24 protein-coding genes, 3 pseudogenes and 1 other annotated feature are annotated in these 25279 nt (G+C 48.4%); of the genes and pseudogenes, 10 read left to right on the plus strand and 17 right to left on the minus strand.

Annotated elements, in window-relative coordinates:
- Positions 1-10: 10 nt before the first annotated feature.
- A complete protein-coding gene (gene kch, locus H9644_RS08845; protein ID WP_191774215.1) occupies positions 11-1264 on the minus strand; it encodes a voltage-gated potassium channel protein in 1254 nt (417 codons plus the stop codon).
- A 302-nt stretch (positions 1265-1566) separates the two neighbouring features.
- Positions 1567-1863: a YciI family protein gene (locus tag H9644_RS08850; RefSeq protein WP_000967596.1), complete on the minus strand. Its 297-nt coding sequence runs from the start codon at positions 1861-1863 to the stop codon at positions 1567-1569.
- A 223-nt stretch (positions 1864-2086) separates the two neighbouring features.
- On the opposite strand from H9644_RS08850, the gene tonB reads away from it, so the two are divergent.
- The gene (tonB, locus tag H9644_RS08855) at positions 2087-2806 is read left to right on the plus strand and encodes a TonB system transport protein TonB (protein ID WP_064528843.1); all 720 of its coding nucleotides are present in this window, start codon (positions 2087-2089) and stop codon (positions 2804-2806) included.
- A gap of 40 nt (positions 2807-2846) precedes the next feature.
- Here tonB and yciA read toward each other — a convergent pair whose 3' ends face one another.
- Positions 2847-3245, minus strand: a complete 399-nt coding sequence (gene yciA, locus H9644_RS08860) for an acyl-CoA thioester hydrolase YciA (protein WP_064528801.1) — start codon at positions 3243-3245, stop codon at positions 2847-2849.
- Positions 3246-3321: 76 nt separating this feature from the next.
- Here yciA and H9644_RS08865 point away from each other — a divergent pair.
- A pseudogene (locus H9644_RS08865) lies at positions 3322-3706 on the plus strand (DNA primase); the annotation flags it as partial.
- 300 nt (positions 3707-4006) lie between these two features.
- Here the strand turns inward: H9644_RS08865 and H9644_RS08870 are convergent.
- The 5 genes and pseudogenes from H9644_RS08870 to H9644_RS21555 form a co-directional block, all read right to left on the minus strand.
- On the minus strand, positions 4007-5266 hold the full coding sequence (locus H9644_RS08870) for a tetratricopeptide repeat protein (protein WP_064528803.1): 1260 nt from the start codon (positions 5264-5266) through the stop codon (positions 4007-4009).
- Between the two features lie 338 nt (positions 5267-5604).
- Positions 5605-6750, minus strand: a pseudogene (locus tag H9644_RS08875) (IS3 family transposase).
- A gap of 313 nt (positions 6751-7063) precedes the next feature.
- Positions 7064-7600, minus strand: coding sequence for a septation protein A (locus H9644_RS08880; protein ID WP_029696404.1), 537 nt, complete (start codon positions 7598-7600; stop codon positions 7064-7066).
- Between the two features lie 29 nt (positions 7601-7629).
- Complete coding sequence (locus tag H9644_RS08885) at positions 7630-8373, minus strand: YciC family protein (protein ID WP_064527187.1); 744 nt, start codon at positions 8371-8373, stop codon at positions 7630-7632.
- Positions 8374-8400: 27 nt separating this feature from the next.
- Positions 8401-8592: pseudogene (locus H9644_RS21555) on the minus strand (YkgJ family cysteine cluster protein); the annotation flags it as partial.
- A gap of 224 nt (positions 8593-8816) precedes the next feature.
- On the opposite strand from H9644_RS21555, the gene ompW reads away from it, so the two are divergent.
- Complete coding sequence (ompW, locus tag H9644_RS08890) at positions 8817-9470, plus strand: outer membrane protein OmpW (protein ID WP_191774217.1); 654 nt, start codon at positions 8817-8819, stop codon at positions 9468-9470.
- 50 nt (positions 9471-9520) lie between these two features.
- On the opposite strand, the gene trpA is transcribed toward ompW, so the two are convergent.
- The 6 genes from trpA to trpL form a co-directional block, all read right to left on the minus strand.
- On the minus strand, positions 9521-10327 hold the full coding sequence (gene trpA / locus H9644_RS08895) for a tryptophan synthase subunit alpha (RefSeq protein WP_064527190.1): 807 nt from the start codon (positions 10325-10327) through the stop codon (positions 9521-9523).
- Positions 10327-11520 carry a tryptophan synthase subunit beta gene (trpB, locus tag H9644_RS08900; RefSeq protein WP_191774219.1) on the minus strand — a complete coding sequence of 398 codons (1194 nt, stop codon included), beginning with the start codon at positions 11518-11520 and terminating at the stop codon, positions 10327-10329. The genes trpA and trpB overlap by 1 nt, the downstream gene beginning before the upstream one ends.
- Positions 11521-11531: 11 nt before the next feature.
- Positions 11532-12893, minus strand: a complete 1362-nt coding sequence (trpCF, locus tag H9644_RS08905; protein ID WP_074399465.1) for a bifunctional indole-3-glycerol-phosphate synthase TrpC/phosphoribosylanthranilate isomerase TrpF — start codon at positions 12891-12893, stop codon at positions 11532-11534.
- Positions 12894-14489, minus strand: a complete 1596-nt coding sequence (gene trpD / locus H9644_RS08910) for a bifunctional anthranilate synthase glutamate amidotransferase component TrpG/anthranilate phosphoribosyltransferase TrpD (protein WP_000763524.1) — start codon at positions 14487-14489, stop codon at positions 12894-12896.
- A complete protein-coding gene (gene trpE, locus H9644_RS08915) occupies positions 14489-16051 on the minus strand; it encodes an anthranilate synthase component I (protein ID WP_105289305.1) in 1563 nt (520 codons plus the stop codon). Before trpE ends, trpD begins: the two co-directional genes overlap by 1 nt.
- A 21-nt stretch (positions 16052-16072) precedes the next feature.
- Positions 16073-16166 (minus strand) — a sequence feature (Trp leader region).
- Positions 16143-16187 (minus strand): trp operon leader peptide, encoded by a 45-nt coding sequence (trpL, locus tag H9644_RS08920; RefSeq protein WP_001700591.1) that lies wholly within the window; start codon positions 16185-16187, stop codon positions 16143-16145. Its footprint overlaps the feature before it by 24 nt.
- A gap of 137 nt (positions 16188-16324) precedes the next feature.
- Here trpL and rnm point away from each other — a divergent pair, with 137 nt between their 5' ends.
- The 6 genes from rnm (at position 16325) to H9644_RS08950 (ending at position 22323) form a co-directional block, all read left to right on the plus strand.
- Complete coding sequence (rnm, locus tag H9644_RS08925) at positions 16325-17206, plus strand: RNase RNM (RefSeq protein WP_064527196.1); 882 nt, start codon at positions 16325-16327, stop codon at positions 17204-17206.
- Positions 17203-17823, plus strand: coding sequence for an L-threonylcarbamoyladenylate synthase (locus tag H9644_RS08930; RefSeq protein ID WP_001516499.1), 621 nt, complete (start codon positions 17203-17205; stop codon positions 17821-17823). The genes rnm and H9644_RS08930 overlap by 4 nt, the downstream gene beginning before the upstream one ends.
- A gap of 27 nt (positions 17824-17850) precedes the next feature.
- The gene (locus tag H9644_RS08935; protein ID WP_191774221.1) at positions 17851-19746 is read left to right on the plus strand and encodes a DUF2207 domain-containing protein; all 1896 of its coding nucleotides are present in this window, start codon (positions 17851-17853) and stop codon (positions 19744-19746) included.
- Between the two features lie 211 nt (positions 19747-19957).
- Positions 19958-20833, plus strand: a complete 876-nt coding sequence (rluB, locus tag H9644_RS08940; protein ID WP_001291217.1) for a 23S rRNA pseudouridine(2605) synthase RluB — start codon at positions 19958-19960, stop codon at positions 20831-20833.
- A 169-nt stretch (positions 20834-21002) separates the two neighbouring features.
- On the plus strand, positions 21003-22004 hold the full coding sequence (locus H9644_RS08945) for a hypothetical protein (protein WP_191774223.1): 1002 nt from the start codon (positions 21003-21005) through the stop codon (positions 22002-22004).
- A gap of 10 nt (positions 22005-22014) precedes the next feature.
- Positions 22015-22323, plus strand: a complete 309-nt coding sequence (locus H9644_RS08950; RefSeq protein ID WP_064527199.1) for a hypothetical protein — start codon at positions 22015-22017, stop codon at positions 22321-22323.
- A 51-nt stretch (positions 22324-22374) separates the two neighbouring features.
- On the opposite strand, the gene cobO is transcribed toward H9644_RS08950, so the two are convergent.
- Together cobO and H9644_RS08960 are read right to left on the minus strand one after the other, a co-directional pair.
- Positions 22375-22965: a cob(I)yrinic acid a,c-diamide adenosyltransferase gene (cobO, locus tag H9644_RS08955; protein ID WP_064527201.1), complete on the minus strand. Its 591-nt coding sequence runs from the start codon at positions 22963-22965 to the stop codon at positions 22375-22377.
- Entirely contained in the window at positions 22962-23720 is a 759-nt protein-coding gene (locus tag H9644_RS08960; protein ID WP_064527203.1) for a YciK family oxidoreductase, read from the minus strand. Before H9644_RS08960 ends, cobO begins: the two co-directional genes overlap by 4 nt.
- A gap of 218 nt (positions 23721-23938) precedes the next feature.
- On the opposite strand from H9644_RS08960, the gene sohB reads away from it, so the two are divergent.
- Complete coding sequence (gene sohB, locus H9644_RS08965) at positions 23939-24988, plus strand: protease SohB (RefSeq protein WP_064527207.1); 1050 nt, start codon at positions 23939-23941, stop codon at positions 24986-24988.
- Between the two features lie 35 nt (positions 24989-25023).
- Here the strand turns inward: sohB and H9644_RS08970 are convergent, their stop codons facing one another.
- On the minus strand, positions 25024-25275 hold the full coding sequence (locus tag H9644_RS08970; RefSeq protein ID WP_130208857.1) for a YciN family protein: 252 nt from the start codon (positions 25273-25275) through the stop codon (positions 25024-25026).
- Between the last annotated feature and the right edge of the window lie 4 nt (positions 25276-25279).

Genomic DNA, 25279 nt, shown 5'->3' on the forward strand with positions numbered 1-25279 from the left:
CCTTTAAAACCTATTTTTGCGCAGATTCAGTGTTGTCAGTTTTGGTTTCGTCGTCATTGTTTTCGCTGAAAATGCCATGCCCGGAGTTCAGCAACATCGAGACGAGCATATCATTATTAATTTCTTCGCCATTGAGAATACGCGCCAGTATCTCGCTACCAAATAGCTGCGGTGAAAGAATGATATCCGGATGCACCATCTTAATCTTATTCAGGTTTTTGCTATCACTGACGGCAAGCACGGTTTTAACATCTTTGCTCATATCTTTAGCCGACAAAACGACAAAAGCGTTATCAGCGTCATTATCACTTAACGCCAGAATAGCCCGACAGTGATCAATTCCCGCTTTCTTTAATACCGAACTGTCATTACTGTCTCCGGGAATAACATCAGCATTGTCGCCTAATCGTTGCTCAAGTTGTTTGATGTCATCTTCTGGTAAGTTGCTGATAACAGTTACGTTTTGTCCGCGTTGATTCAGTTGCAGAATCGTGTTGATTGCCAGAATAGAGTGCCCGCAAACAATAAAGTGATCTTTACGATGCATTGTATGATTATTTCCTTTCACAAGTTTATTGAATCCTCCGCGGATAAGCGGGCCGAAAATCGAGGTCATGGAGGTGGCAAAAACGGTAATACCGGAAATAATGACCGAAATAGTAAACAGGCGCGCTGATTCAGAAACCGGGACGATATCGCCGTATCCCACGGTCGACATAGTCTCTATCGAAAAATAGAACGCGGTCATTAGGCTCTCTATTCGCGGGTTAAAACCTTCGCTTAAATAAAGTGCGCCGTAGGTAGAGTAAAACAGTAACGTCGTAAAACTAATAAAAGCAAAAATTGTCCCGGCTGCGGCGCTACTGTGGGAGAAGTCTTTGCGCAGTATCAGCAAAAACACCAGCGTAAAAATGCAAAAACCAATGCTGAATTTCAGCCAGGGATAAAAGTGCAGGGTGTAAATCAGCGTTATCAGCAATAAAATGATACTGATAGCCCATGCCAGCTTTGCCCGGAACAGTAAGCCAATAGAGTTCAGGACAAGAAAGACGCCAAGCATAAATAGTGGGGCGTTGGCCAGCAAGGAGAGATCCAACTCTGAAAATGCTTTGATATGAAAAATATCGAGCAGATTGACCGACATGCCATAGATTGTTTTAAAAATAAGCAATCCATTTAAAAGGACCGCCAGCGCGATAACATCGTGCCGCAGGGTCACCCATAAATTTACCGCTGTTTGCTTGAATGTAGCCCAGTGACTCACTGATACCTCTGTAACCACAATTTTGTTTAATTATTTTCACGCGAACAGAATGTGAAAAAACATGCAGCACGTGAATGTGTTAAACCATAGTAGATGACTTTATCCGCAGCAATCAAAGGTTTTGATTGATCAATACCGTGTCAGGCAGAGAAATTTTGTCATTTTTCGGCGGAGATGCCGAGGGTATATAGGGAGATACAGATAAAGTTATTATCTGTTTGTGGTGGTGGATTGGGACATTGGTAAATATAAAGAAATAACAAGAGCACGGTTTCTGTCACCGCGCCCCTGGACGTTGATATTCAGAACACTTTCTTAAAGGGTTTCACGGAAACTTGCTCATAGACACCCGCCGCCACGTACGGATCGGCGTCTGCCCAGGCCTGGGCTGCTTCCAGCGATTCAAATTCAGCAATAACGGTTGAGCCAGTGAATCCTGCAGCACCTGGATCGTTACTGTCTACCGCTGGCATTGGACCGGCAGTCAGCAGACGCCCTTCATCATGCAGTAACTGCAAACGAGCTAAATGTGCCGGACGAACGGAAAGGCGTTTTTCGAGGCTATCGGCTTTGTCTTGAGCGTAAATAACATACAACACGGGCACAACTCCTTGTTCGGAAAAGTTATAAAGTACGTTATTTGAAAGGGCGAAGATCTGCAACGGAAAGATGATGTCTTTGTTAAGGCTGCACTAAAAGTAAGGTTAATAGCGCCAAAAATTGCGTTTTCACTGATCCTGATCGCCTTGCCTTATTGAATATGATTGCTATTTGCATTTAAAATCGAGGCCTGGTTTTTTTACTGAAACGATTATGACTTCAATGACCCTTGATTTACCTCGCCGCTTTCCCTGGCCGACATTACTTTCGGTCTGCATTCATGGTGCTGTTGTGGCGGGTCTACTCTATACCTCGGTACATCAGGTTATTGAACTACCTGCGCCCGCGCAGCCGATTTCTGTCACCATGGTTGCCCCGGCTGAACTTGAGCCGCCTCAAGCCGTTCAACCGCCGCCGGAACCCGTGGTGGAGCCTGAGCCGGAGCCTGAGCCGATACCAGAACCGCCAAAAGAAGCACCGGTGGTCATTGAAAAGCCGAAGCCGAAACCTAAGCCAAAACCGAAGCCGGTGAAAAAGGTGCAGGAACAGCCCAAACGCGATGTTAAACCGGTCGAGTCGCGTCCGGCGTCACCGTTTGAAAATACGGCACCTGCGCGCCCGACATCAAGCACAGCAACGGCAGCAACCAGCAAGCCGGTAACAAGTGTGGCGTCTGGTCCCCGGGCATTAAGCCGTAATCAGCCGCAGTATCCGGCGCGCGCGCAGGCACTACGCATTGAAGGGCAGGTTAAAGTTAAATTTGACGTCACGCCGGATGGGCGCGTGGATAACGTACAAATTCTTTCAGCCAAACCGGCGAACATGTTTGAACGCGAAGTGAAAAACGCGATGCGCAGATGGCGTTATGAGCCGGGCAAACCCGGAAGTGGGATTGTGGTGAACATTCTGTTTAAAATTAACGGCACCACCGAAATTCAATAACCAGAAAATCAAAAGCCTCCAGCCTGGAGGCTTTTGATTATTACTCTACAGGTAAGACACGAGGCTTTCCTTCTGGGTCGACGGCAACATACTTAAATAACGCTTCTGTCGCTTTATAGCGCTGCCCAATTGGTTCAGACGCCACTTTCTTCACCCATACTTCAATATTAATGCTGACTGATGTCGTCCCTTTTTGGACACAGCGCGCATAGCAGCACACCACATCACCAACCGCAACTGGCCGTAAGAAAGTCATTCCTTCAACCCGCACGGTCACGACACGACCGTGGGCAATTTCTTTTGCCAGAATGGCACCGCCAATATCCATCTGCGACATCAACCAACCACCAAAGATATCGCCATTGGCATTGGTATCGGCAGGCATGGCTAAAGTACGTAAAACAAGATCGCCCTGAGGGACGTTAGGTGTTGTAGACATGGTAAAACCGACATAAAAGGAAAATCACAGGCGCGATGCTACTATGATTTTCCAAATGAGAACAGAGGAGATACAGTGTGGCAGTTCCAACAGGAAGGTCTATTTCAATCTGACCAATGGAGTTGGTAAATGTTTTGCTGGCGACCATCCCAAAGAAATACAATTTAATAAGCTGTGTTCCTAAAGCACAACAGTGGCAAATCACGGCGACAGTTCGAAAAATATGTTCAGAACGCACTTCTTTCCAGGGGGAGACACCAAAGAAAGAAGAGATTGTGCTCGCAAGCAACGTCGAGTTGGAGGGACCAGTCGAACTCCCTCGTCATTACGAACTTCCTATAGGTGGCCGTCTTCCAGATTATCCGGTTGAGCGGCACATATCGCCAGAAATGGCAAAGTATTTTGACTTACGATACTGTGTCGAAGGTAAGCACGCCTATGTAGATCCGTACACAGAGGAGTTTGCGGATAACAAACGGGTCAAAGTCAACAGTGACGGCAATTTCGTTAATGATGTGTCAGGAAAAAAGTATTTATCAGACCGGGATACGCACTAAATTTGCTGAGGATAATAGTGGCTACCTGAGCGCCAACTATAGCCACGGATCTGATGTTGAATCTCCGTGGCGTACAGCGGCAATCATTAACTGATTTTTTTAAATAATCGGGGATGGCGGCGATTTGCATATTGCCGCTTCCCGGAAAGTGTTAGAAAACTGTATCATTCTCCTGATAGGTGCTTAACAGGCGATAACACATTTTTATTTTTCGCTCACGTACACATTGACCGAAAATGATTTAACTTCAGTATTGAAGTTGTCAGTCATAACAGCAAGGTAGGCATTCTTGGTATCTCTGAATTGCTTCAGGATGATTTGAACGTTATTAGAGCAAACAAATGTTGTCGCCAGATTGCCTCCTTTCTCTGAAAAATCTTTCAGGAAGGTACAATCAACTTCTCCACCATTGGCAGTGAATATAGCGTCATCACCTTGCCAGGTAAATGTTGCGTTAACGCCCTGATCAATTGATTTCGCAATGAGTCGCTGTGTTCCTGCAATCTGTGTATTATTCTTGGTTTTATTTTCTTTCGACGGAGCGTGATATTTGCCTTCTTGTTTCATTTCGGCAATGGCAGAGCAACTAGCTTTCTCTCCCTTATCACATGCAGCTTTATAAAGGTCACTTGCTTTCCGGTAGTCTTTTTTGACACCTAGACCGTTAAGATAGATGTAGGCAAGGTTGTTCATAGCATTTTCGCTACCTGCAGCAACCGCTTTTTCTAAATAGCTTCGTGCCTTTGCGTAGTCGCCTCTACCACCGATAGAATTTGTAAGCATAAATCCGAGATTAGTCATTGCTGGTACATAATCTAGGTCTGCTGCTTTTTGGTATAGTTGCCGTGCCATCCCATGATTTTGCTCCACACCTAGCCCATCCTCGTACATCTTTGCAAGATGATATATCGCTTTTGGTTCATGGTATCGTGAGGCTTTTTTATAGTAATCAAACGCTTTTTTATCATCTTTAGGAACTCCTTTCCCGAACTGATATAAAGTTCCCAAATAGACCATGGCGGAGGGATTTCCAACATCTTCCGCAAGTTTTAAGTATTTTTGGGCACGGTCAGGATCAGCTTTTCCGAGTAGTCCTTTATTATAGATGACACCCAAATTGTAATAAGCATTACCTTGCGCTACGTCTCCCGCCTTTTTAAAATAATCGGCTGCCTTAGCGATATCTAGTTCAACACCTTGTCCAAAAGCATACATTATTCCAAGTGCATTAAACGCTTCTTTATCGCCTTTTGATGATGCCTGCTTAAGCCATTTTAGGGCTTCGCCGTAGTTCTGATCAAAACCATTAATGCCCTTCATATAGTCGATGCCTAACTGGCTCTGGGCAGAGATATCCCCAGCTTCAGCAGCTTGTAGCAGCGTTTGCTTATCGTGGGCATGAACGCCCCCAGTTCCCAGTAAAAGCGATAGCATAAGTAAAGACGAAGGTTTTATGAGTTTCATATCTTCTTTTTTTCTAAAGATGTTACAAGTTGAACAATTAAGGCACAGCAAGCGCCATGCGAGTGAAAAAGGGTACTTTAATTTAGTTAGTCTGTCAGCTTTGTTAAGTTAGTTTATGGATGATAAAATTAACAGGAAACTAATTGCCATAAGAAATGATGAGTAATTTAACTATTGTGACGCTGCACGTGATTTGGTTAACTAATGTCTGCGATAAATATAAATAAAGGGAAGTCAAAATGAGCAAAAATAAGCTGGTTTTAACAGGAGCTTTATTATTTTATTTGCTTTAGTTGGTTGCAAGTCCACCGACGAGAAGGCTATTACTCTTGTAGTGGTCAACAAAAATTGGCCACGGCTTTAGAGTTTTTCCAGAACAATCGTTCTGATTCATTCGGCGTCAAACCACCGTTATATTGATGAGATCTGAGCTGGCTGTAATATCCCGTGATGTAGTTTGTCATCGCTGCGCTGGTTTTGCTAAAATTAGCGTATCCATTATCCGGTATCCACTCCGTTTTCAGGCTTCTAAAAAAACGTTCCATCGGGCTGTTATCCCAGCAATTTCCCCAGCGACTCAGGCTTTGTTTTATCTGATTTCTCCACAGTAACTGTCTGAAATTTCTACTGGTATAGTGGCTACCTTGATCCGAGTGATACAGCAAATTAGCGGGCTTTCCTCACGCTTCCCTGGCCATGGACACAGTGCAGAGTCCGGGAAAAATGATATCGCCCAGCCAACCGGTTTACGGGAAAACAGATCAAGCACAACGGCTAAATAAGCCCAACGTTTACCCGTCCAGATATAAGTCACATTGCCACACCAGACCTGATTAGGCTCTGTTACTGCAAACTGGCGATCTCTACGTGTTCCTTAGACGCCTTTCTATATCGATGGCCAGGCAGCTGACAGCTGATGAGATTAAGTTCTTTCATCAGTTTTGCTGCCCGCCAGCGACTCAGTTTTACGCCTTTAGTTGTGACCATCGCGGTAATATTACGTGCACCTGCGGAACCATTACTTTCGCGATAGCTTTCACGAACAAGACTGAGTAATGACACGCGCGTGACATCAGGCTTCTTTGGCTGCCGCCAGTATTTATAGCTGCTGCGATGAACCCCAAACACGCTGCATACAACGGCAACAGGAAACCGCGCCCTGAGTTTCTCAACTAATGAGAATTGTTCAGGGAGTCTGACATCAAGAGCGCGGTAGCCTTTTTTAATATATCCCTTTCCATTTCAACGCGTTGAAGTCTTTTCTTCAACTCACGTATTTCAATCTGCTCAGGTGTCATGGGTGAAGCTATGGGTGATTTTCCCGCTCGCTCTTCTTTCAGTTGTCGAACCCATTTATCCATCGTGGATTTGCCGACATTCATCGCAGTGGCAGCGGCGGCAACGGTGTAATGCTGATCGAGTACAAGCTGGGCAGCCTCGAGGCGAAACTCGGGGCTAAAATTGCGTCTGTTACGTCCGGTCATAATGTCACCTGTTTTGACTATGAGGTGATGATATCACCTCTATTCAGGTGGCCAAATTCACTATGCCACTACACAGATGTCAGACTGAAAGTATAGGGCTGGGAGAAAAAACAGGTGCGCACCAAAACTTTATGATTTTGAAACAGCGGTATGATGATGGAAGTCAGCGAGGCGGTAAAGCGGAGCTACGCATAACGCATCTTAAAAAAAGCACGCTTCGTACAAAGTGTACATTAAAGCGTGCTTTTAATCATAATTACACATTTAAATGTAATCTAATTGTTTGATTCGTATTTGTATTTTATGTGTTTTATTACTTATCTTCCTGCGGCATATGGCGGTAGATATAAATACCGCTTAACAGTGTGAAGATTAAGGTGAGGGCGGTCAGACCGAACACTTTGAAGTTGACCCAAATGTTTTGTGGTAGCCAGAATGCGATGTAGATATTCGCCAGGCCGCAAAGAATAAAGAAGACTGCCCAGGCCAGATTCAGTTTCGACCACACTGGCTGCGGTAGAGTGAGTTCTTTACCCAGCATCCGTTGAATCAGTGGCTTTTTCATTACCCATTGGCTAACCAACAAAGCACCGGCAAACAGAGCGTAAATGACAGTGACCTTCCATTTAATAAACTCATCATTGTGGAAGAACAGCGTCAGACCACCGAAAACGACCACCAGAACAAAGGTGATCAGGGCCATCTTCTCAACTTTCCGGAAGCGAACCCAGCTATAAATAAGCACAATCGCCGTGGCGACGATGAGCGCCGCAGTTGCCGCATAGATGTCATAAATTTTGTAGAACGCGAAGAAAACAACCAGCGGTAAAAAATCAAGAAACTGCTTCATTTTACGATTCCGTAATCAAATACTTCAGGTTATTGGCGAATCAACATGTACAGGCGGAACAGATAGATAAGCAATACGGCTGAAATCAGGTTGCTTAAGGTGTTCGCCAGTACGGCGCCAATTTCCGGGGTTAATGCGGCAAACGAAGAGGCAAACAGCAGCAACAGTGTTTTTGCCAGTAACCAGCTTAGTACTGCAGGTGCCACCAAACGCATATTCGCCCATGTCAGCCGCATACTGCTGCGCATAGAGGCGAAAACGCCCAATTTATCCTGCACCAACATCACCGGCGCCAGTGCCAGTAAAATGGCCATTAAAATTCCCGGAACGACCACCAGCATGATGCCAATCTGTACTAAAAGGGTAGTCAGAAAAATCAGAATAAATAACTTTGGCAATATCGGCGCACTGGCACCAATAGCTCGTAGCGCACTAACTCTCTGACCTGCAGACACCAGTTGGATAATTAATATTACGCCTCCGGCGAGAATGGCGTTACCGATTAATCCTGAAAAAGTGGACGCAGCGGAAGCTCGCAGCAAAATTTGTTGCTGTTCCGGGGACATATTTTGTACCAGATCGAACAACCCACCGCTGCCACTAACGGTCGCGCCGTCATTGAGCTGCGCAAGCTGTGCGTCACTGGGTGAGAAAACATGTCCTAACACCACTGTGATAAATGCACAAAGCAACGATACCAACAGAATGGTCATAAATTGATTACGGAAGAAATTTCCGGTGTCACGGTATACGGACTGCGCCGTGATAGACATGCACTCTCCTTGAGTTTTATGCAGGTGTTAATTAGCAGGCAATTGTACCCTGGTTATCCCTTCAGTGGCAGCATCACGACTTGTATGGAAAAGCATATCTTTGTAAAGCGCAGGTAATCCACAGCGGGCTTGGGCGCGATCACAGGATTTATTGCTTTCTCCAGACACGACAAATTCCTGGCAAGCAGAAGGGCTGTTTGCATAAATACCGCAACTTACCGCCTGCTTAAAAGGCCAATAAGCTAGCAAAAGAATATCTTCGGAGATGAAAAGCATTCAAATTGATTTGAATCACATTAACCAGGATATGCGATGCAACTTCTAAATTAATCCAGATCAATAAATGGTCATTTAGCGAATGGAGTGTGATCTGTGTAGGATCATTTGTTACTCCAATGTAGGTATATTCGTCACGTTTTTATAACCATAACGACGGAGCGAACATGAAAAAATTAACAGTGGCGGCATTGGCAGTCAGTACACTTCTCTCTGGTAGCGTCTATGCTCACGAAGCAGGCGAGTTTTTCATTCGTGCAGGTTCGGCAACGGTGCGTCCAACGGAAGGCGCGGATGGAACTCTGGGAAGTCTGGGTGGCTTTAGCGTGACCAATAACACCCAACTGGGGCTGACCTTCACTTATATGGCGACCGATAACATCGGCGTGGAATTGCTGGCGGCATCGCCGTTTCGTCATAAGGTTGGCTCCGCCACAACCGGGGATATTGCGACAGTCCACCATTTACCGCCAACACTGATGGCACAATGGTATTTTGGTGATTCCGGCAGTAAATTCCGTCCTTACATTGGTGCGGGTATTAACTACACCACCTTTTTTAATAATGACTTCAATGACACCGGTGAAGGTCTTGGTTTATCCGACCTTAGTCTGAAGGATTCATGGGGCGTGGCGGGACAAGTAGGTCTGGATTATCTCATCAACCGTGACTGGTTACTTAATATGTCGGTCTGGTACATGGATATCGACACTGAGGTGAAATATAAATCCAATGGCGCAGTGCTGCCTGCAGGACGTTATTCTGACAACGTACGCCTCGACCCGTGGGTATTTATGTTCTCTGCGGGCTACCGCTTCTAATTTTTTACCATCAATGAACCGCCAGATGTTTTCTGGCGGTTTGTCCCAAATTAACTGCGTGTAGCTGCTTTCATCGGACGGACAAAATCTTTCAGTGCTTCCAGCATTTTTTCTGGCTGACTAATATGTTGCTCGATGATTTTAACAATCGCAGAACCCGAAATCGCGCCTGCGGCCCCTGCATCAATCGCTGCTTTTACCTGTTCCGGTGCTGAAATACCAAAGCCCTGCAATGGCGGCGCAGCATTGTACTCTTTCAGCTTTGTGACCAGATGATTGAGGGGTAACGCTGCGCGGTTTTCCGCTCCGGTCACGCCCGCTCGCGACAGTAAATAGGTGTAACCACGACCGAAAGACGCAATCTGGCGCAGCAAATCATCATCAGCATTCGGCGGGCAGATGAAGATAGGTGCGACGTTATGCCGCAACGCCGCCTGGCGGAAAGGCGCGGACTCTTCCACCGGCACGTCGGCAACCAGCACTGAATCGACGCCGACTTTTTCACATAGTGCGTAAAACTCATCAATGCCTTTGTTAAACACCAGGTTGACGTACATCAGCAGGCCGATGGGAATGGTCGGATGCTTTTGACGAATCAGTGCCAGCATTTCAAAACATTGTGCCGGGGTCACACCTGCGGCAAAAGCCCGCAGTGTAGCGTTTTGAATGGTCGGGCCATCGGCCAGCGGGTCAGAGAAGGGGATGCCTAACTCCAGCGCGTCGGCACCGGCTTCAATCAATGCGTCGATAATTTTCAGCGACTGCTCTACGCCCGGATCACCGAGGGTGACGAAAGGAACAAATGCGCCTTCTTTGCGCTCCTTCAACTGGGCAAACAGAGTTTCATAGCGTTCCATCAGATTTCCCCTTGAGCTTTCAAAATATCGTGAACGGTGAAGATGTCTTTATCGCCGCGACCGGAAAGGTTAACGACCAGCAGCTGCTCTTTTTCCGGGTCTTCGCGCATCATTTTTAGTGCGTGGGCCAGCGCGTGGGAGGATTCCAGCGCCGGGATAATCCCTTCGTGCAGGCAGAGCGTTTTAAAGGCTTCCAGTGCTTCATCATCGGTAATCGACACGTAATCAGCACGACCGATGCTGTTGAGATACGCATGTTGTGGGCCAACGGACGGGAAATCCAGCCCGGCGGAGATGGAGTAAGACTCTTCAATCTGCCCGTCTTCGGTCTGCATCATCGGCGCTTTCATGCCAAAATAGATGCCTACGCGACCATGTTTTAACGGTGCGCCGTGCTCGCCAGTTTCGATGCCGTGGCCGCCAGGCTCCACGCCAATCAGGCCGACATTAGTTTCGTTGATGAAATCAGCAAACATACCGATGGCATTCGAACCACCGCCAATACAGGCGATAACGGCATCAGGAAGGCGACCTTCTCTTTCCAGAATCTGCGCTTTCGTTTCTTCGCCAATCATCCGCTGGAACTCACGGACAATGGTCGGGTAAGGATGTGGACCGGCTGCGGTACCCAGCATGTAGTGCGCGGTTTCATAACTGCCGGACCAGTCGCGCAGCGCCTCGTTACAGGCATCTTTCAGCGTTGCGGAACCGCTATGTACGGGGATTACTTCCGCACCCATTAAGCGCATCCGGAAAACGTTGGGCGACTGACGCTCAACATCTTTGGCGCCCATATAAATTCGACATTTCAGGCCGAGCAGGGCGCTGGCAAGTGCCGATGCTACACCATGCTGACCGGCACCGGTTTCGGCGATGATTTCGGTTTTACCCATCCGCTTCGCCAGCAATGCCTGCCCCAGCACCTGGTTAGTTTTATGCGCGCCGCCGTGCAGTAAATCTTCGCGCTTCAGGTACAGCGTGGTGTTCGTACCAGCTGTAATGTTCTGGCATTTGGTCAGCGCGGTTGGACGTCCGGCATAGTTTTTCAAAAGGTCGTTGAACTGGGCCTGAAATTCAGGATCTTTTTGCGCGCTGACGAAAGCTTCTTCCAGCTGGCGCAGGGCAGGCATCAGGATTTGTGGCACGTACATGCCGCCAAACTCACCAAAATACGGGTTAAGTAATGTTGTCATTGTTCCTTTCCTTAATATGCGCGCAGCGTCTGGAAAACCGAGGCCAAAAGATGTGCATCTTTAATGCCCGGTTGTGACTCTACAGCAGAATTAAAATCAAGCCCGGCGCAGCCGGTTTGTGCCGCTTCCACGCAGTTATCTGCGCCTAAGCCACCCGCCAGCAGCACGTTGCCAAGCGATTGACCGTTTAACAGTGACCAGTCGAAACGTTGCCCGCTCCCGCCCAGGCCGTTGTCGAATACATATTTATCGACGTGCTGAAAATCGCGCGCGGGAAGCGTTTCACCGACGCTCAATGCTTTCCAGATGGCAATGTTTTCAGGCAGCGCGTCACGCAGTTCGTCGATATATTTCTGGTCCTCACTGCCATGCAGTTGTACTGCTGCCAGTGCCAGGGTCTTCGCTTTATCAACGACCTCACTGATATCGTGATTACGGAACACGCCGACATATTGCAACGGTGCCGCAGCTATCACTGCCTGCGCCTGTTCAACGCTGACGCAGCGAGGTGACGTTGTAACGAATATCAATCCACCGTAAATAGCGCCCGCGTCATAAGCGGCTCTGGCATCCTGTGGGCGAGTCAGGCCACACACTTTATTCTCACCCAGTAACACTCGACGCACGGCGGCGTTCAAATCATCATGGGCCATTAGCGCCGAACCAATCAGAAAGCCGTTAGCGAAGTGGCTTAACTCGCGCACCTGAGCATAAGTATTGATGCCGGATTCGCTGATTACCGTCACGTTGTGCCCTAGTTTCGGCGCAAGCTCGCGCGTGCGGTTGAGATCAATCGACAAATCACGCAGATCGCGGTTGTTGATGCCGACAACTTTTGCCCCCAGGGCGATGGCACGTTCCAGCTCCTCGTCATTACTGACTTCGGTCAGCACGCCCATCTCCAGACTGTGGGCGACGGCAGCAAGCTGGCGATATTGTTCGTCTTCCAGTACTGAAAGCATTAATAAGCAGGCATCGGCCTGGTAATAGCGCGCCAGATAGATCTGGTAAGGGTCGATAATAAAGTCTTTACATAAAATTGGCTGGGGCGCGATTTGGCTGACGATAGGGAGGAAATCAAAGCTCCCCTGGAAATATTTCTCATCGGTCAGCACCGAAATGGCCGAAGCGTAATGTTTATAAATCGAGGCAATGCGTGCCGGATCGAAATCATTACGGATCACACCTTTCGATGGTGATGCTTTTTTGCACTCGAGAATAAACGCGGTGCGTGCACCCTGTAGCGCATCATAAAAATGTCGCGTGCTCGGCTGAACCTCATTCTGAAAACTGGCTAGCGGTTGCTGCTGTTTGCGGGCTTCTACCCAAATCGCCTTGTCTGCGACGATTTTCGCTAAAACGGTTTGCATCATTTACCCTCGTGCCGCCAGTGCGGTGACTCTGTCGTAAGCGGAACCACTGCGCAGCACCTCAAGAACGGTTTGTGCATTGGCTTGCAGATCTTCATGGCCGTGCAGGCGCATTAACATGGCGACATTCGCCGCGACGGCTGCTTCATGGGCGGCGTCGCCTTTACCTTGTAACAAGCGTGTTAAAATGTCACGATTTTCTTCCGGTGTTCCGCCAGCGAGTTGCTCCTGGTGGTAAGGCGTCAGGCCAAAATCTTCCGCGGTCAGTTGATAGCTTTTAATTTCGCCATCATGAAGCTCTGCAACGATTGTCGGCGCGTGTAAGGAAACTTCGTCCATTCCGCCACTGTGCACCACTGCTGCGCGTTGATACCCCAGCACACGCAGGGTTTCAGCAATCGGCAGCACCAGTTCCGGGCTGTAGACACCAATTAATGCCAGCGGCGGATGTGCCGGGTTAATCAATGGCCCCAGCACATTGAACAGGGTGCGGGTTTTCAGTTGCTGGCGAACTGGCATTGCGTGGCGAAATCCGGTGTGATATTTCGGCGCAAAGAGAAAGCAGACGCCTAACTCGTCCAGTGCCTGGCGTGATTTATCTGCATTCATATCCAGGTTAATACCGAATGCCGCCAGCAGATCCGACGAACCAGATTTACTGGAGACGCTGCGGTTGCCGTGTTTCGCCACTTTCAGTCCACATGCCGCAGCGACAAAAGCACTGGCAGTAGAAATGTTGATACTGTTGCTGCCGTCACCGCCAGTACCGACGATATCGGCAAACAGATAATCCGGGCGCGGGAACGGCGCGGCGTTTTCCAGTAGCGCCGTTGCTGCTCCGGCGATTTCGTTCGGGTGCTCGCCGCGAATTTTCATGCTCACCAGCGCCGCCGCCAGTTGTTCCGGCTTCAGCTCGCCACGCACCACTGCTGAAAATAGCTGGTGGCTTTCCTGCTGGCTAAGGGTCTGCGCCTGATACAGTTTTTCCAGAATCGGTTGCAGCGTGTTGGTGGGCTCCAGCTTCTGTTGCGCCCAGGCCAGCGTTTGTTCCAGCAGGCGAGCGCCCTGAGTGGTGAGAATGGATTCCGGATGGAACTGGAATCCACAAACGCGATCTGCATCGTGACGCACCGCCATCACCATGCCATTAAAATGGGCGTTAATGGTTAAACCGGCCGGAATGTTACTGCCAACCAGCGAGTGATAACGCGCCACTGGCAGTGGGTTTGTCAATCCAGCAAACATCGCCTGACCGTCATGTTCAATGCTGGAGGCTTTGCCATGAAGAATTTCGCCCGCCTGACCGACATAACCACCGTAGGCTTCGACAATCGCCTGATGACCGAGGCAAATGCCAATAATTGGCAGCTTGCCGCGCAGGCGGGTGAGGAGTTCCGGCATACAACCGGCTTCGCTCGGCACGCCGGGGCCAGGGGAAAGCATCAGCACCGGATTGCTCATGGTCGCCAGACGTTCAATTAAGGTTTGCGCCGGAATATGGTTGCGGTAAATCACCACGTTATGACCATTGCTGCGCAACTGATCTGCCAGGTTGTAAGTAAAAGAGTCAATATTATCGAGCAGCAGAATGTCAGCCATCAGAAAGTCTCCTGTGCATGATGCGCGGTGGCGATAGCGCGCAGAACAGCGCGGGCTTTATTACGGGTTTCGTCGGCTTCCGACTGCGGAACAGAATCAAGGACAACACCAGCACCGGCTTGCACGGTGGCGACGCCGTTCTCCACCAGCGCCGAGCGAATCACAATGCAGGTGTCGAGATCGCCGTGCGCGGTGAAATAACCTACTGCGCCGCCGTAGCTGCCGCGTCGACGACCTTCCGCCTCGGCAATTAACTGCATGGCGCGCACTTTCGGCGCACCGCTTAACGTCCCCATATTCATACAGGCGCGGTAAGCGTGCAGGGCGTCAAGATCGTGGCGCAGCTCGCCGACCACGCGGGAGACGAGGTGCATCACATAGGAATAACGGTCTACTTTGGTGAGATCGGCTACGTAGCGACTGCCCGGAGTGCAAATGCGCGCCAGGTCATTTCGGGCGAGATCTACCAGCATCAGATGTTCTGAAAGTTCTTTATGGTCGGTACGCATTTCGAGTTCAATTCGGCTGTCGAGATCTCTGTCCAGTGAACCATCGGCGCGACGACCGCGTGGGCGTGTTCCGGCAATCGGGTAGATCTCAATCTGGCGGCTGGTGGCGTCATACTTGAGCGAGCTTTCCGGCGACGCGCCAAACAGGGTGAAATCATCATCCTGCATAAAGAACATATACGGGCTGGGGTTACTCTTTTTCAAAACATAATAGGCTGCCAGCGGTGACGGGCAGGGTAGTGAGAAACGGCGAGATGGCACGACCTGGAAAATTTCTCCGGCGCGAATCGCTTTTTGCAACGCACGTACTACACCACCAAACTCGTCATCGCTTTGATTGCATTCACAACGCATATGCGGCACGGAAACCACCGGCAGCGGTGGCGCGGCTTCGGTCAGTTGCTGGCGAAGTTCGTTCAGGCGAGCAGTGAGACGTTGTTTTTCTTCTTCATTTTGACCAAACAGGCTGGCCTGAATGCGGGTGCTTTTTTTCTGATGATCGATAACCATCAGCGTTTCAGCGAGATAAAAACAGAAATCAGGGCAGTTATTTTCCGCTGCCAGTTGCGGTAAATCTTCAAACCCAGCGACCAGGTCGTAAGAGAACAGGCCGCCAAAGAACATCGCTTCTCGTTCTTCCTTCGGTACATTCACCAGATCCTGCAACAAACGAAAAGCGTCAAATACCGAAAGGGAGCATAAGCGGGCATCTTCATCCAACAGCGAACTGACGGGCGGGAAGCGCAGCACACGGCAGTTTGGTAATTGTTCATTTTCCACACCCGCAGGCAGGGCGTTATCCAGCAGTGTCAGCAGGGCTTCGCCATTGCCGGAGAGTGCTTTAATTGTGACAGTGTCACCTAATGCTGTAATGCGCAGCGCACTGTCCACTAGCAGCAGGCTTTTTAAATCATCTTTGCTGTCGATATCTGCGGATTCCAGCAGCAGCGTTGCCGGACGATCCCCACACAACTGATGAAAAAGCGCGGTCGGGTTGTCGCGATAAGCGCCTTCGCAGGTTAACAGTTCGAGAGTCGGTTTTTGTGTTTGCATTGTTATTCTCTAATTTTGTTCAAAAAAAAGCCCGCTTATGAGGCGGGCTGGGTATCTGATTGCTTTACGCATAGTGAATACACTGCCCGTTTCAGGAAGTGCGCCACCAACCTTTCAGTACGAAAATCGCTTTCATTGTCGATACCCTTTTTACGTGAACTTGCGTACTAGTTAACTAGTTCGGTGATTAATTGTCAACAGCTCATTTCAGAATATTTGTCAGAACCGTTATGATGTCGGCGCAATAAACATTTTCCAAAACGGGAGTGCGCCTTGAGCGACACAAACTACGCAGTGATTTACGACCTGCACAGCCATACCACAGCTTCCGATGGCTGTCTGACACCAGAAGCGCTGGTACAACGTGCCGTAGACATGCGCGTTGGCACGCTGGCGATTACTGACCATGACACCACAGCAGCGATCGCACCAGCAAGAGAAGAAATTTCACGTTCGGGACTGGCACTGAATCTTATTCCTGGCGTGGAAATATCTACCGTCTGGGAAAATCATGAAATTCATATTGTCGGGCTGAATATTGATATTGCGCATCCGGAAATGTGTGAGTTCCTCGCGCAGCAGACAGAACGACGCAATCAGCGGGCGCAGTTAATCGCTGAAAGACTGGAAAAAGCGCAAATACCAGGTGCACTGGAAGGCGCGCAAAGACTGGCGCAGGGCGGTGCGGTGACGCGTGGCCATTTTGCTCGTTTCCTTGTGGAGTGCGGCAAAGCCAGCTCAGTGGCAGATGTCTTTAAAAAATATCTGGCGCGCGGGAAAACCGGATACGTTCCGCCACAGTGGTGTACAATAGAACAAGCTATTGATGTCATTCATCATTCTGGCGGTAAGGCGGTGCTTGCTCATCCTGGGCGGTACAATCTTAGTGCTAAATGGCTGAAAAGATTGGTTGCGCATTTTGCCGAACACCACGGCGACGCGATGGAAGTCGCGCAGTGCCAGCAATCGCCCAATGAACGTACCCAACTGGCGACACTTGCGCGTCAGCACCATTTATGGGCATCTCAAGGATCTGATTTTCATCAGCCGTGCCCGTGGATCGAACTGGGTCGTAAACTCTGGCTGCCCGCAGGCGTTGAAGGCGTCTGGCAGCTATGGGAACAGCCGCAGAACACCACAGAGAGGGAATTATGAGCCAGTTTTTTTATATTCATCCTGATAACCCGCAGCAACGTCTGATCAACCAGGCGGTGGAGATCGTGCGTAAAGGTGGGGTGATTGTTTATCCAACCGATTCCGGCTATGCACTTGGCTGTAAAATCGAAGATAAAAACGCCATGGAGCGTATTTGTCGTATTCGCCAGCTGCCGGACGGTCACAACTTTACCCTGATGTGTCGCGATCTATCTGAACTCTCGACCTATTCATTTGTGGATAACGTTGCGTTCCGCCTGATGAAAAACAACACGCCGGGCAACTACACCTTCATCCTGAAGGGGACGAAAGAGGTGCCGCGCCGCCTGTTACAGGAAAAACGTAAAACCATCGGCATGCGCGTGCCGTCAAACCCCATCGCCCAGGCATTACTTGAGGTGCTGGGTGAACCGATGCTTTCCACTTCGTTAATGCTGCCGGGAAGCGAATTTACTGAATCCGATCCGGAAGAAATTAAAGACCGTCTGGAAAAACAGGTGGATTTAATTATTCATGGCGGCTATCTCGGACAGAAACCGACAACGGTTATTGATCTCACCGATGATACGCCAGTCGTGGTGCGTGAAGGCGTAGGTGATGTGAAGCCTTTCTTATAAAAAATTGCGTTCCACGGATGGAAGATTATGGCAGGGACATTTCGCTGCATTTTGCTGTTAATCGTTGGGCTGATTTTCTCTTCGTTGAGTCATGCGAAAAACACGGAGATCCCTTCTTATGAAGAAGGGATCTCACTTTTTGATGTTGAGGCCACCATGCAACCTGATGGGGTGCTCGACATTAAAGAGAACATTCATTTTCAGGCAAGAAATCAGCAGATTAAGCACGGATTTTATCGTGATTTGCCGCGATTATGGATGCAGCCTGATGGTGACGCTGCACTGCTAAACTATCGCATTATTGGCGTCACTCGTGATGGTATGCCTGAACCCTGGCAACTCGACTGGCATATTGGGTTGATGAGTATTGTTGTGGGTGATAAGCAGCGTTTCTTGCCGCAAGGCGATTATCACTATCAAATTCATTACCAGGTTGAAAATGCTTTCCTGCATGAGGGTGATTCTGACCTGCTTATCTGGAACGTGACCGGTAATAACTGGCCATTTGAAATCTATAAGACCCGATTTTCGCTCAAGTTACCTAATATTGCAGGTAATCCATTTAGGGAAATCGATCTCTTTACCGGAGATGAGGGCGAAACATATCGAAATGGCCGCATCCTTGAGGATGGAAGAATTGAATCGCGCGATCCGTTTTATCGTGAAGATTTCACTGTACTCTACCGTTGGCCTCATGCCTTACTGGATAATGCCCCGGCACAACACACGACGAATATTTTTAGCCATCTTTTTTTGCCCTCAACATCGTCTCTTATCATTTGGTTACCGTGTCTGTTACTGGCGTGTGGATGGTTATATCTGTGGAAATGCAGGCCGCAATTTACGCCGGTGAATGTGAGTGAAACTGAAACCATTCCTCCAGATTACACGCCTGGCATGTTGCGCCTTGATGCAAAACGGGTTTATGACGACAAAGGTTTTTGTGCCGATATTGTAAATCTGATCGTGAAAGGAAAAATTTATCTGGAGGATCAGCATGACAAAAACCAGCAAACCCTGGTTCGTGTTAATGAAGGCGCTACCAGAAATAATGCGGTATTACTGCCCGCAGAGCAGTTATTACTGGAGGCGTTATTTCGCAAAGGCGACAAGATAATTCTCGCTGGTGGACGAAACAGAGTATTACGCAGAGCATTTTTACGGATGCAGAAATTTTATCTGCCACGTAAAAGGTCTTCGTTTTACCGACCTGATGCGTTTTTGCAATGGGGCGGACTGGCGATATTGGCGGTCATTCTCTATGGAAACCTGAGTCCCGTAGGCTGGGCAGGTATGAGCGTGGTGGCAGATATGTTTATCATGACCTGCTGGTTTCTTCCTTATTTGTTTTGTTCCCTTGAGCTTTTGTTTGCCCGCGATGATGACAAACCTTGTGTTAATCGTGTAATCATCACGTTGTTTTTACCATTGATTTGTTCAGGCGTGGCTTTCTATTCTCTCTACATCAATGTCGGAGATGTGTTCTTTTACTGGTATATGCCAGCCGGTTATTTTAGCGCCGTTTTCCTGACGGGGTATCTCACCGCCCTGGGGTATATTTTTCTGCCACAGTTTACACAAACTGGGCAGCAACGTTATGCCCATGGCGAGGCTATCGTTAACTATCTTGCGCGTAAAGAGGCGGCAACGCACAGTGGGCGGCGGCGGAAAGGGGAAACACGGAAACTGGATTACACGTTGTTAGGTTGGGTGGTTTCGGCAAACCTTGGCAGAGAATGGGCCGCACGTATCACTCCGTCACTTACAGCGGCAGTTCGCGCTCCGGAAATTGCCCGTAGCGGTGTTTTATTCTCATTACAGATGCACCTGAGTGTGGGGGCCAATACCAGTTTGCTGGGGCGAAGTTATTCCGGTGGTGGTGCTGGCGGCGGCGCAGGTGGCGGAGGCGGTGGTGGCTGGTAATCAAGCTGATGTTAATCGAAACAAGCTTTAACCATAAAGATAGTGTAGTATGTTGCGCCTCAAAGCCAGGTCAGTTAAAACGTCGAGTTGTTTACTAAGGCCTGAAGAGTTCAAACAGACTTTACTATCAGTGGGTCAGATGTACGTTCTGACTCACTGTTGCACAAAAGAATATCAGACGCCTGGGAAGGCGACACCAAAAGGAAGCTCAATGAGCGAAAAGTTACAGAAAGTGCTGGCGCGTGCCGGCCACGGTTCTCGCCGTGAAATCGAATCTATTATTGAAGCCGGTCGTGTGAGTGTCGATGGCAAAATTGCTAAACTCGGCGATCGCGTTGAAGTTACCCCTGGGCTGAAAATCCGTATCGATGGTCACCTGATTTCGGTACGCGAGTCCGCTGAACAAATTTGTCGCGTCCTGGCCTATTACAAGCCAGAAGGTGAGTTGTGTACACGTAATGACCCGGAAGGGCGTCCAACGGTGTTTGACCGTCTGCCAAAGCTGCGTGGAGCACGCTGGATTGCCGTAGGTCGTCTGGACGTTAACACCTGTGGTCTGTTGCTGTTCACCACCGATGGTGAACTGGCAAACCGTTTAATGCATCCAAGCCGTGAAGTTGAACGTGAATATGCCGTGCGTGTATTTGGTCAGGTTGACGACGCGAAACTGCGTGATTTGAGTCGCGGCGTGCAGCTGGAAGATGGTCCGGCAGCATTTAAAACCATCAAATTCAGCGGTGGCGAAGGGATTAACCAGTGGTATAACGTCACGCTGACTGAAGGTCGTAACCGTGAGGTTCGTCGTCTTTGGGAAGCGGTTGGTGTGCAGGTAAGTCGCCTGATCCGTGTACGTTACGGTGATATTCCACTGCCGAAAGGTCTGCCACGCGGCGGCTGGACGGAGCTGGATCTCGCTCAGACTAACTATCTGCGCGAACTGGTGGAGCTGCCGCCAGAAACCAGCTCTAAAGTTGCCGTAGAAAAAGACCGTCGTCGCATGAAGGCGAATCAAATTCGACGTGCGGTGAAACGTCATAGCCAGGTGAGCGGCGGCCGTCGTTCTGGCGGACGTAATAATAACGGTTAATTTAAGATAAGTATAAAATAAAGGCCCTGCGGGGCCTTTTCTTCATTTGAAGCATGATAAATAGTCGCAGTATTTTAATTTAATTTCATACTTGCTTATGAATAATGCCATGAAATAGCCACATTACTATTTAATTATCTGAGATAAACTCAACGTCAAGAGGTGGGTTATGATTAGATATAGTGGAATATTTCTATCACTGTTAATGCTTTCAGGTTGTGCAACTGAAGCATTGAAAAACGAACAAGCTGAAACTGTTATTACTGCAGGTAACAAAGCGGTAGCGGCGAATGCAAGTTTCTTTAAACAATACTATGCTTCTCGTGAAAACTTCCTTGTTAATTTTTATGCAACTAATCCGGATTGTGCACTGCGACCTGATTATACCCTAGATATAGGGGGGGATGGTAATGGCGGAAAATTATGTCAGCGCTCAGGGCCAAATACAGAAAAAGTACAATTAGTCCCTTTCGAGAAAGAAAAATTACTGGCTTCAATGGAAGTCATTAATAGCATGAGTGCTTATGTGGAACTTCTGACTGAGGATATGGCAACTACAGAAAGTCAGCAAGTAGCATTACTTAAACAGGCTCTGGATCACGCAAACAACGCACAAACACTACTTGGTGTTTCACATAGCAAAGATTTAGCGCAATCTGCAGCAGCGGTTAAAGATTTAGTAAATTATTTCAATGAGTTATATATAATAAAGGTTAATTCAGGGAAAATAGGTAAAACGGTAGATGAAAACTGGGTAAGGCTTATAAAGAACATGACAGTTTTGCGCAATGATATTTATACAAAAAGCAATAAGATTGAAAATTACACCTTTGCGAATGTGCATGATAATATGTTTTATTATAATACGGCGTCTAAAAATTCTAAGAATACAGAGTTTAACACTCTGAAAAACAGGAAAGAGTTTCTAAGTTCAGTAATCAATGTGAATGAAACCAGGCTACAGGCATCGGCGCCTGCCATGCCCGCGATTGAGGCTTTAAATGCCTTTATAGATAAGGGTGATTATCTGAAAAACCTATACGTTAATAAAACACGCACGGCAGCTGAACAAAAAAGATTAAATGAAATATTACGCGCACAGGTCATTAGTGGGTTAAAGGCGTCTGAGGGGCTGGCAAAATTACTTATTGCCAGCGGAATAATGTTATAGGAGGCTTTTTATGAACGATGTGCAAAATCGTAGAATACTGGCATTACTTGATATGCTGTATAATACCCTGGGCAATAAAACCACATGCAATGTTTGTCATAAATATTTTATCCTTATCCTCGAAGTTATGAACAACCTGACGATTAACTATGGTACTGAAACTTCGCCAGAGTTAACCGGGATAAATTATGGCGATGCTAATGCGTTAATTACTGAACTGATATTATTTATTGAAGATGTTGACGCTGAGAATCATGAAGCATATCCGGGACATTTGAATGAGATTAAACGCATTTTGAATTTCGCTATTGCCGCTTGAATATAGTTATGATTAAAGCACCTCAAGAGGCTTCTTTTGAGGTGCTTTCGCTTAGTAATCAATCCCTATCTGCGCTTTTACGCCAGCATCAAATGCATGTTTCACGGGGCGTAACTCACTTACCGTATCCGCCAGTTCGAGTATATCCCGATGACAGCCTCGACCCGTAATAATGACGGTTTGCTGATGTGGACGTTCATTTAACGCCTGAATCACTTCTTCTGGTGGCAAATAGTCATACGCCACCATATACGTCAGCTCATCGAGCAAAACCATATCCAGTGAAGAATCTGCCAGCATCCGTTTGGCATGTTGCCAGACTTCGCGGCAGGCGGCGGTATCAGACTCGCGATTCTGCGTATCCCAGGTAAAGCCCGTTGCCATCACCTGAAACTCGACGCCATGTGGCTCCAGCAGATTGCGCTCGCCGTTAGGCCAGGTACCTTTAATAAACTGCACGACGCCCACTTTTTTACCATGGCCAACTGCGCGAGTTGCGGTACCAAATGCCGCGGTGGTTTTGCCTTTTCCATTGCCGGTAAAGACGATGACAATGCCACGCTCATCCTGCGCTTGCGCCACGCGAGCATCAACTTTCTCTTTAACACGCTGCTGACGCTGTTGGTAGCGTTCATCACTCATTGGGAAATTCCTGGTTTGCGGCCCGGTTGGGCGTCAAAGGTCATGCCGGTTTTACGGCGGCTGTCATCGCCCATCAGCCATAAATAGAGTGGCATGATATCGGCGGGTGTTTTGAGTTTCTGTGGATCTTCGGTGGGGAAAGCACTGGCACGCATTGCAGTACGTGTACCGCCCGGGTTAATGCAGTTCACACGCAGGCGCTGCTGATATTCATCGGCCAGCACTTGCATCATTCCTTCGGTGGCAAATTTCGACACTGCATATGCGCCCCAGTTGGCACGCCCCTGGCGCCCAACGCTTGATGAGGTGAAGACCAGCGAACCGGCGTCCGATTTGAGTAATAAAGGAAGCAGTGCCTGGGTGAGCATAAAGGTAGCATTAACGTTGACTTGCATAACGTCCTGCCAGACCTGCGGATTTTGCTCGCGCATTGGGCAAACGTCGCCAAGCAATCCGGCATTATGCAGAACGCCATCCAGACGCGGATAATTAACAGCAATGCGCTGTGCCAGTTGTTGGCAGTCTTCGGACGTACAGGTCAGCAAATCGAGAATAAACCACTGCGGCTGGCGTCCTGTCTCTTCGAACATGCTCTGGGCCACCTGACGTAATTTTTCTTCGTTACGGCCCAGCAGAATGACCGTCGCACCATAGCGCGCATAAGTTAAAGCGGCTTCACGACCAATGCCGTCGCTGGCGCCTGTCACCAGGATTATACGATCATTGAGTAAATCTTGTTTTGGTTGGTAATGCATGGCTACTCCCCGACGACATCAACAGTCGCGCTGCCAGTGTACTTTATGACTTTGGGGTTTTATGCCTGAAACAGAAGGGCATTTCAATCAGCCTGGGGCGATAACGCCGCAAAATGAATACTTTGTCATACTTTCTCGTCAAGAATATCTCTGCGAGACGGCTCAACATGCCTGTTGTAAACTGTGAAGCAAAGCGTTGTTTAACCAAGGTGGGACTCGTGGAATTGTTGTCTGAATATGGTTTGTTTTTGGCGAAAATTGTCACTGTTGTGGTGGCGATTGCGGCTGTTGCCGCCATTATTGTCAATGTTGCTCAACGTAATAAACGCCAGCGTGGCGAGTTACGGGTTAACAATCTCAGCGAACAATATAAGGAGATGAAAGAAGAACTGGCAGCAGCGTTGATGGACCCGCATCAGCAAAAGCAGTGGCACAAAGCGCAGAAGAAAAAGCACAAGCAAGAAGCGAAGGCAGCGAAAGCAAAAGCCAAACTGGGCGAGGTGGCAGCCGAAAACAAGCCACGTGTCTGGGTGCTGGATTTCAAAGGCAGTATGGATGCCCATGAAGTGAATGCGCTACGTGAAGAGGTCACAGCGGTTCTCGCGGCATTTAAACCGCAGGATCAGGTCGTTCTGCGTCTGGAAAGCCCCGGCGGCATGGTACATGGTTACGGTCTGGCGGCTTCACAGTTGCAGCGTCTGCGCGATAAAAATATTCCTTTAACCGTTACGGTAGACAAAGTGGCTGCCAGCGGCGGTTACATGATGGCCTGTGTGGCGGATAAAATTGTTTCAGCGCCATTTGCAATTGTTGGCTCCATTGGTGTTGTGGCGCAAATGCCCAACTTTAACCGATTCCTGAAAAGCAAAGACATTGATATCGAACTACACACTGCCGGGCAATATAAGCGCACGCTGACATTGCTGGGTGAAAATACAGAAGAAGGGCGCGAGAAATTCCGCGAAGAACTGAACGAAACGCATCAGTTATTTAAAGATTTTGTGAAGCGTATGCGTCCGTCTCTGGACATTGAACAGGTGGCAACCGGTGAACACTGGTACGGACAACAGGCGATAGAGAAAGGCCTGGTTGACGAAATCAACACCAGTGATGAAGTGATCCTTAGCCTGATGGAAGGGCGTGAAGTGGTCAATGTGCGCTATATGCAGCGTAAACGGTTAATCGACCGATTCACCGGCAGCGCAGCAGAGAGCGCCGACCGATTGTTGCTACGCTGGTGGCAACGCGGGCAAAAGCCGTTGATGTAAAAGATAAACGCGAGGGTAAAACCTCGCGTTTTGCTTTAATCGACCAGATGGTATTTTTCCGAGAGCACATGAGCCAGGTGTTTGAACATATTAAACACCGCGGTGCTTTTCGCTGTCGGCAATCCTTGTTCATCTAAAAAATAATCGCCGCTAAACACCAGCACGCCATTACGCTGCGTGACGCCGGTGGCTTCAATCCCTGCGAGCGTATCCTCATGCTCACGAATGATTTTGTTAGCCTCTTTCAACAGCGTTTCGCGGTCGATGGGTTGTGTCTCTTTGTTCATTATT

This window comes from Escherichia whittamii, from assembly GCF_014836715.1.
Taxonomy (GTDB): domain Bacteria; phylum Pseudomonadota; class Gammaproteobacteria; order Enterobacterales; family Enterobacteriaceae; genus Escherichia; species Escherichia whittamii.

Coding starts and splice junctions, on each gene's coding strand:
- trpCF (WP_074399465.1), bottom strand. CDS start 12,893: ATGATGCAAACCGTTTTAGCGAAAATCGTCGCAGACAAGGCGATTTGG.
- tonB (WP_064528843.1), top strand. CDS start 2,087: ATGACCCTTGATTTACCTCGCCGCTTTCCCTGGCCGACATTACTTTCG.
- cobO (WP_064527201.1), bottom strand. CDS start 22,965: ATGAGTGATGAACGCTACCAACAGCGTCAGCAGCGTGTTAAAGAGAAA.
- H9644_RS08970 (WP_130208857.1), bottom strand. CDS start 25,275: ATGAACAAAGAGACACAACCCATCGACCGCGAAACGCTGTTGAAAGAG.
- trpA (WP_064527190.1), bottom strand. CDS start 10,327: ATGGAACGCTATGAAACTCTGTTTGCCCAGTTGAAGGAGCGCAAAGAA.
- H9644_RS08880 (WP_029696404.1), bottom strand. CDS start 7,600: ATGAAGCAGTTTCTTGATTTTTTACCGCTGGTTGTTTTCTTCGCGTTC.
- H9644_RS08960 (WP_064527203.1), bottom strand. CDS start 23,720: ATGCATTACCAACCAAAACAAGATTTACTCAATGATCGTATAATCCTG.
- H9644_RS08950 (WP_064527199.1), top strand. CDS start 22,015: ATGAACGATGTGCAAAATCGTAGAATACTGGCATTACTTGATATGCTG.
- H9644_RS08945 (WP_191774223.1), top strand. CDS start 21,003: ATGATTAGATATAGTGGAATATTTCTATCACTGTTAATGCTTTCAGGT.
- H9644_RS08930 (WP_001516499.1), top strand. CDS start 17,203: ATGAGCCAGTTTTTTTATATTCATCCTGATAACCCGCAGCAACGTCTG.
- yciA (WP_064528801.1), bottom strand. CDS start 3,245: ATGTCTACAACACCTAACGTCCCTCAGGGCGATCTTGTTTTACGTACT.
- H9644_RS08935 (WP_191774221.1), top strand. CDS start 17,851: ATGGCAGGGACATTTCGCTGCATTTTGCTGTTAATCGTTGGGCTGATT.
- trpD (WP_000763524.1), bottom strand. CDS start 14,489: ATGGCTGACATTCTGCTGCTCGATAATATTGACTCTTTTACTTACAAC.
- rluB (WP_001291217.1), top strand. CDS start 19,958: ATGAGCGAAAAGTTACAGAAAGTGCTGGCGCGTGCCGGCCACGGTTCT.
- H9644_RS08870 (WP_064528803.1), bottom strand. CDS start 5,266: ATGAAACTCATAAAACCTTCGTCTTTACTTATGCTATCGCTTTTACTG.
- trpE (WP_105289305.1), bottom strand. CDS start 16,051: ATGCAAACACAAAAACCGACTCTCGAACTGTTAACCTGCGAAGGCGCT.
- ompW (WP_191774217.1), top strand. CDS start 8,817: ATGAAAAAATTAACAGTGGCGGCATTGGCAGTCAGTACACTTCTCTCT.
- trpB (WP_191774219.1), bottom strand. CDS start 11,520: ATGACAACATTACTTAACCCGTATTTTGGTGAGTTTGGCGGCATGTAC.
- H9644_RS08885 (WP_064527187.1), bottom strand. CDS start 8,373: ATGTCTATCACGGCGCAGTCCGTATACCGTGACACCGGAAATTTCTTC.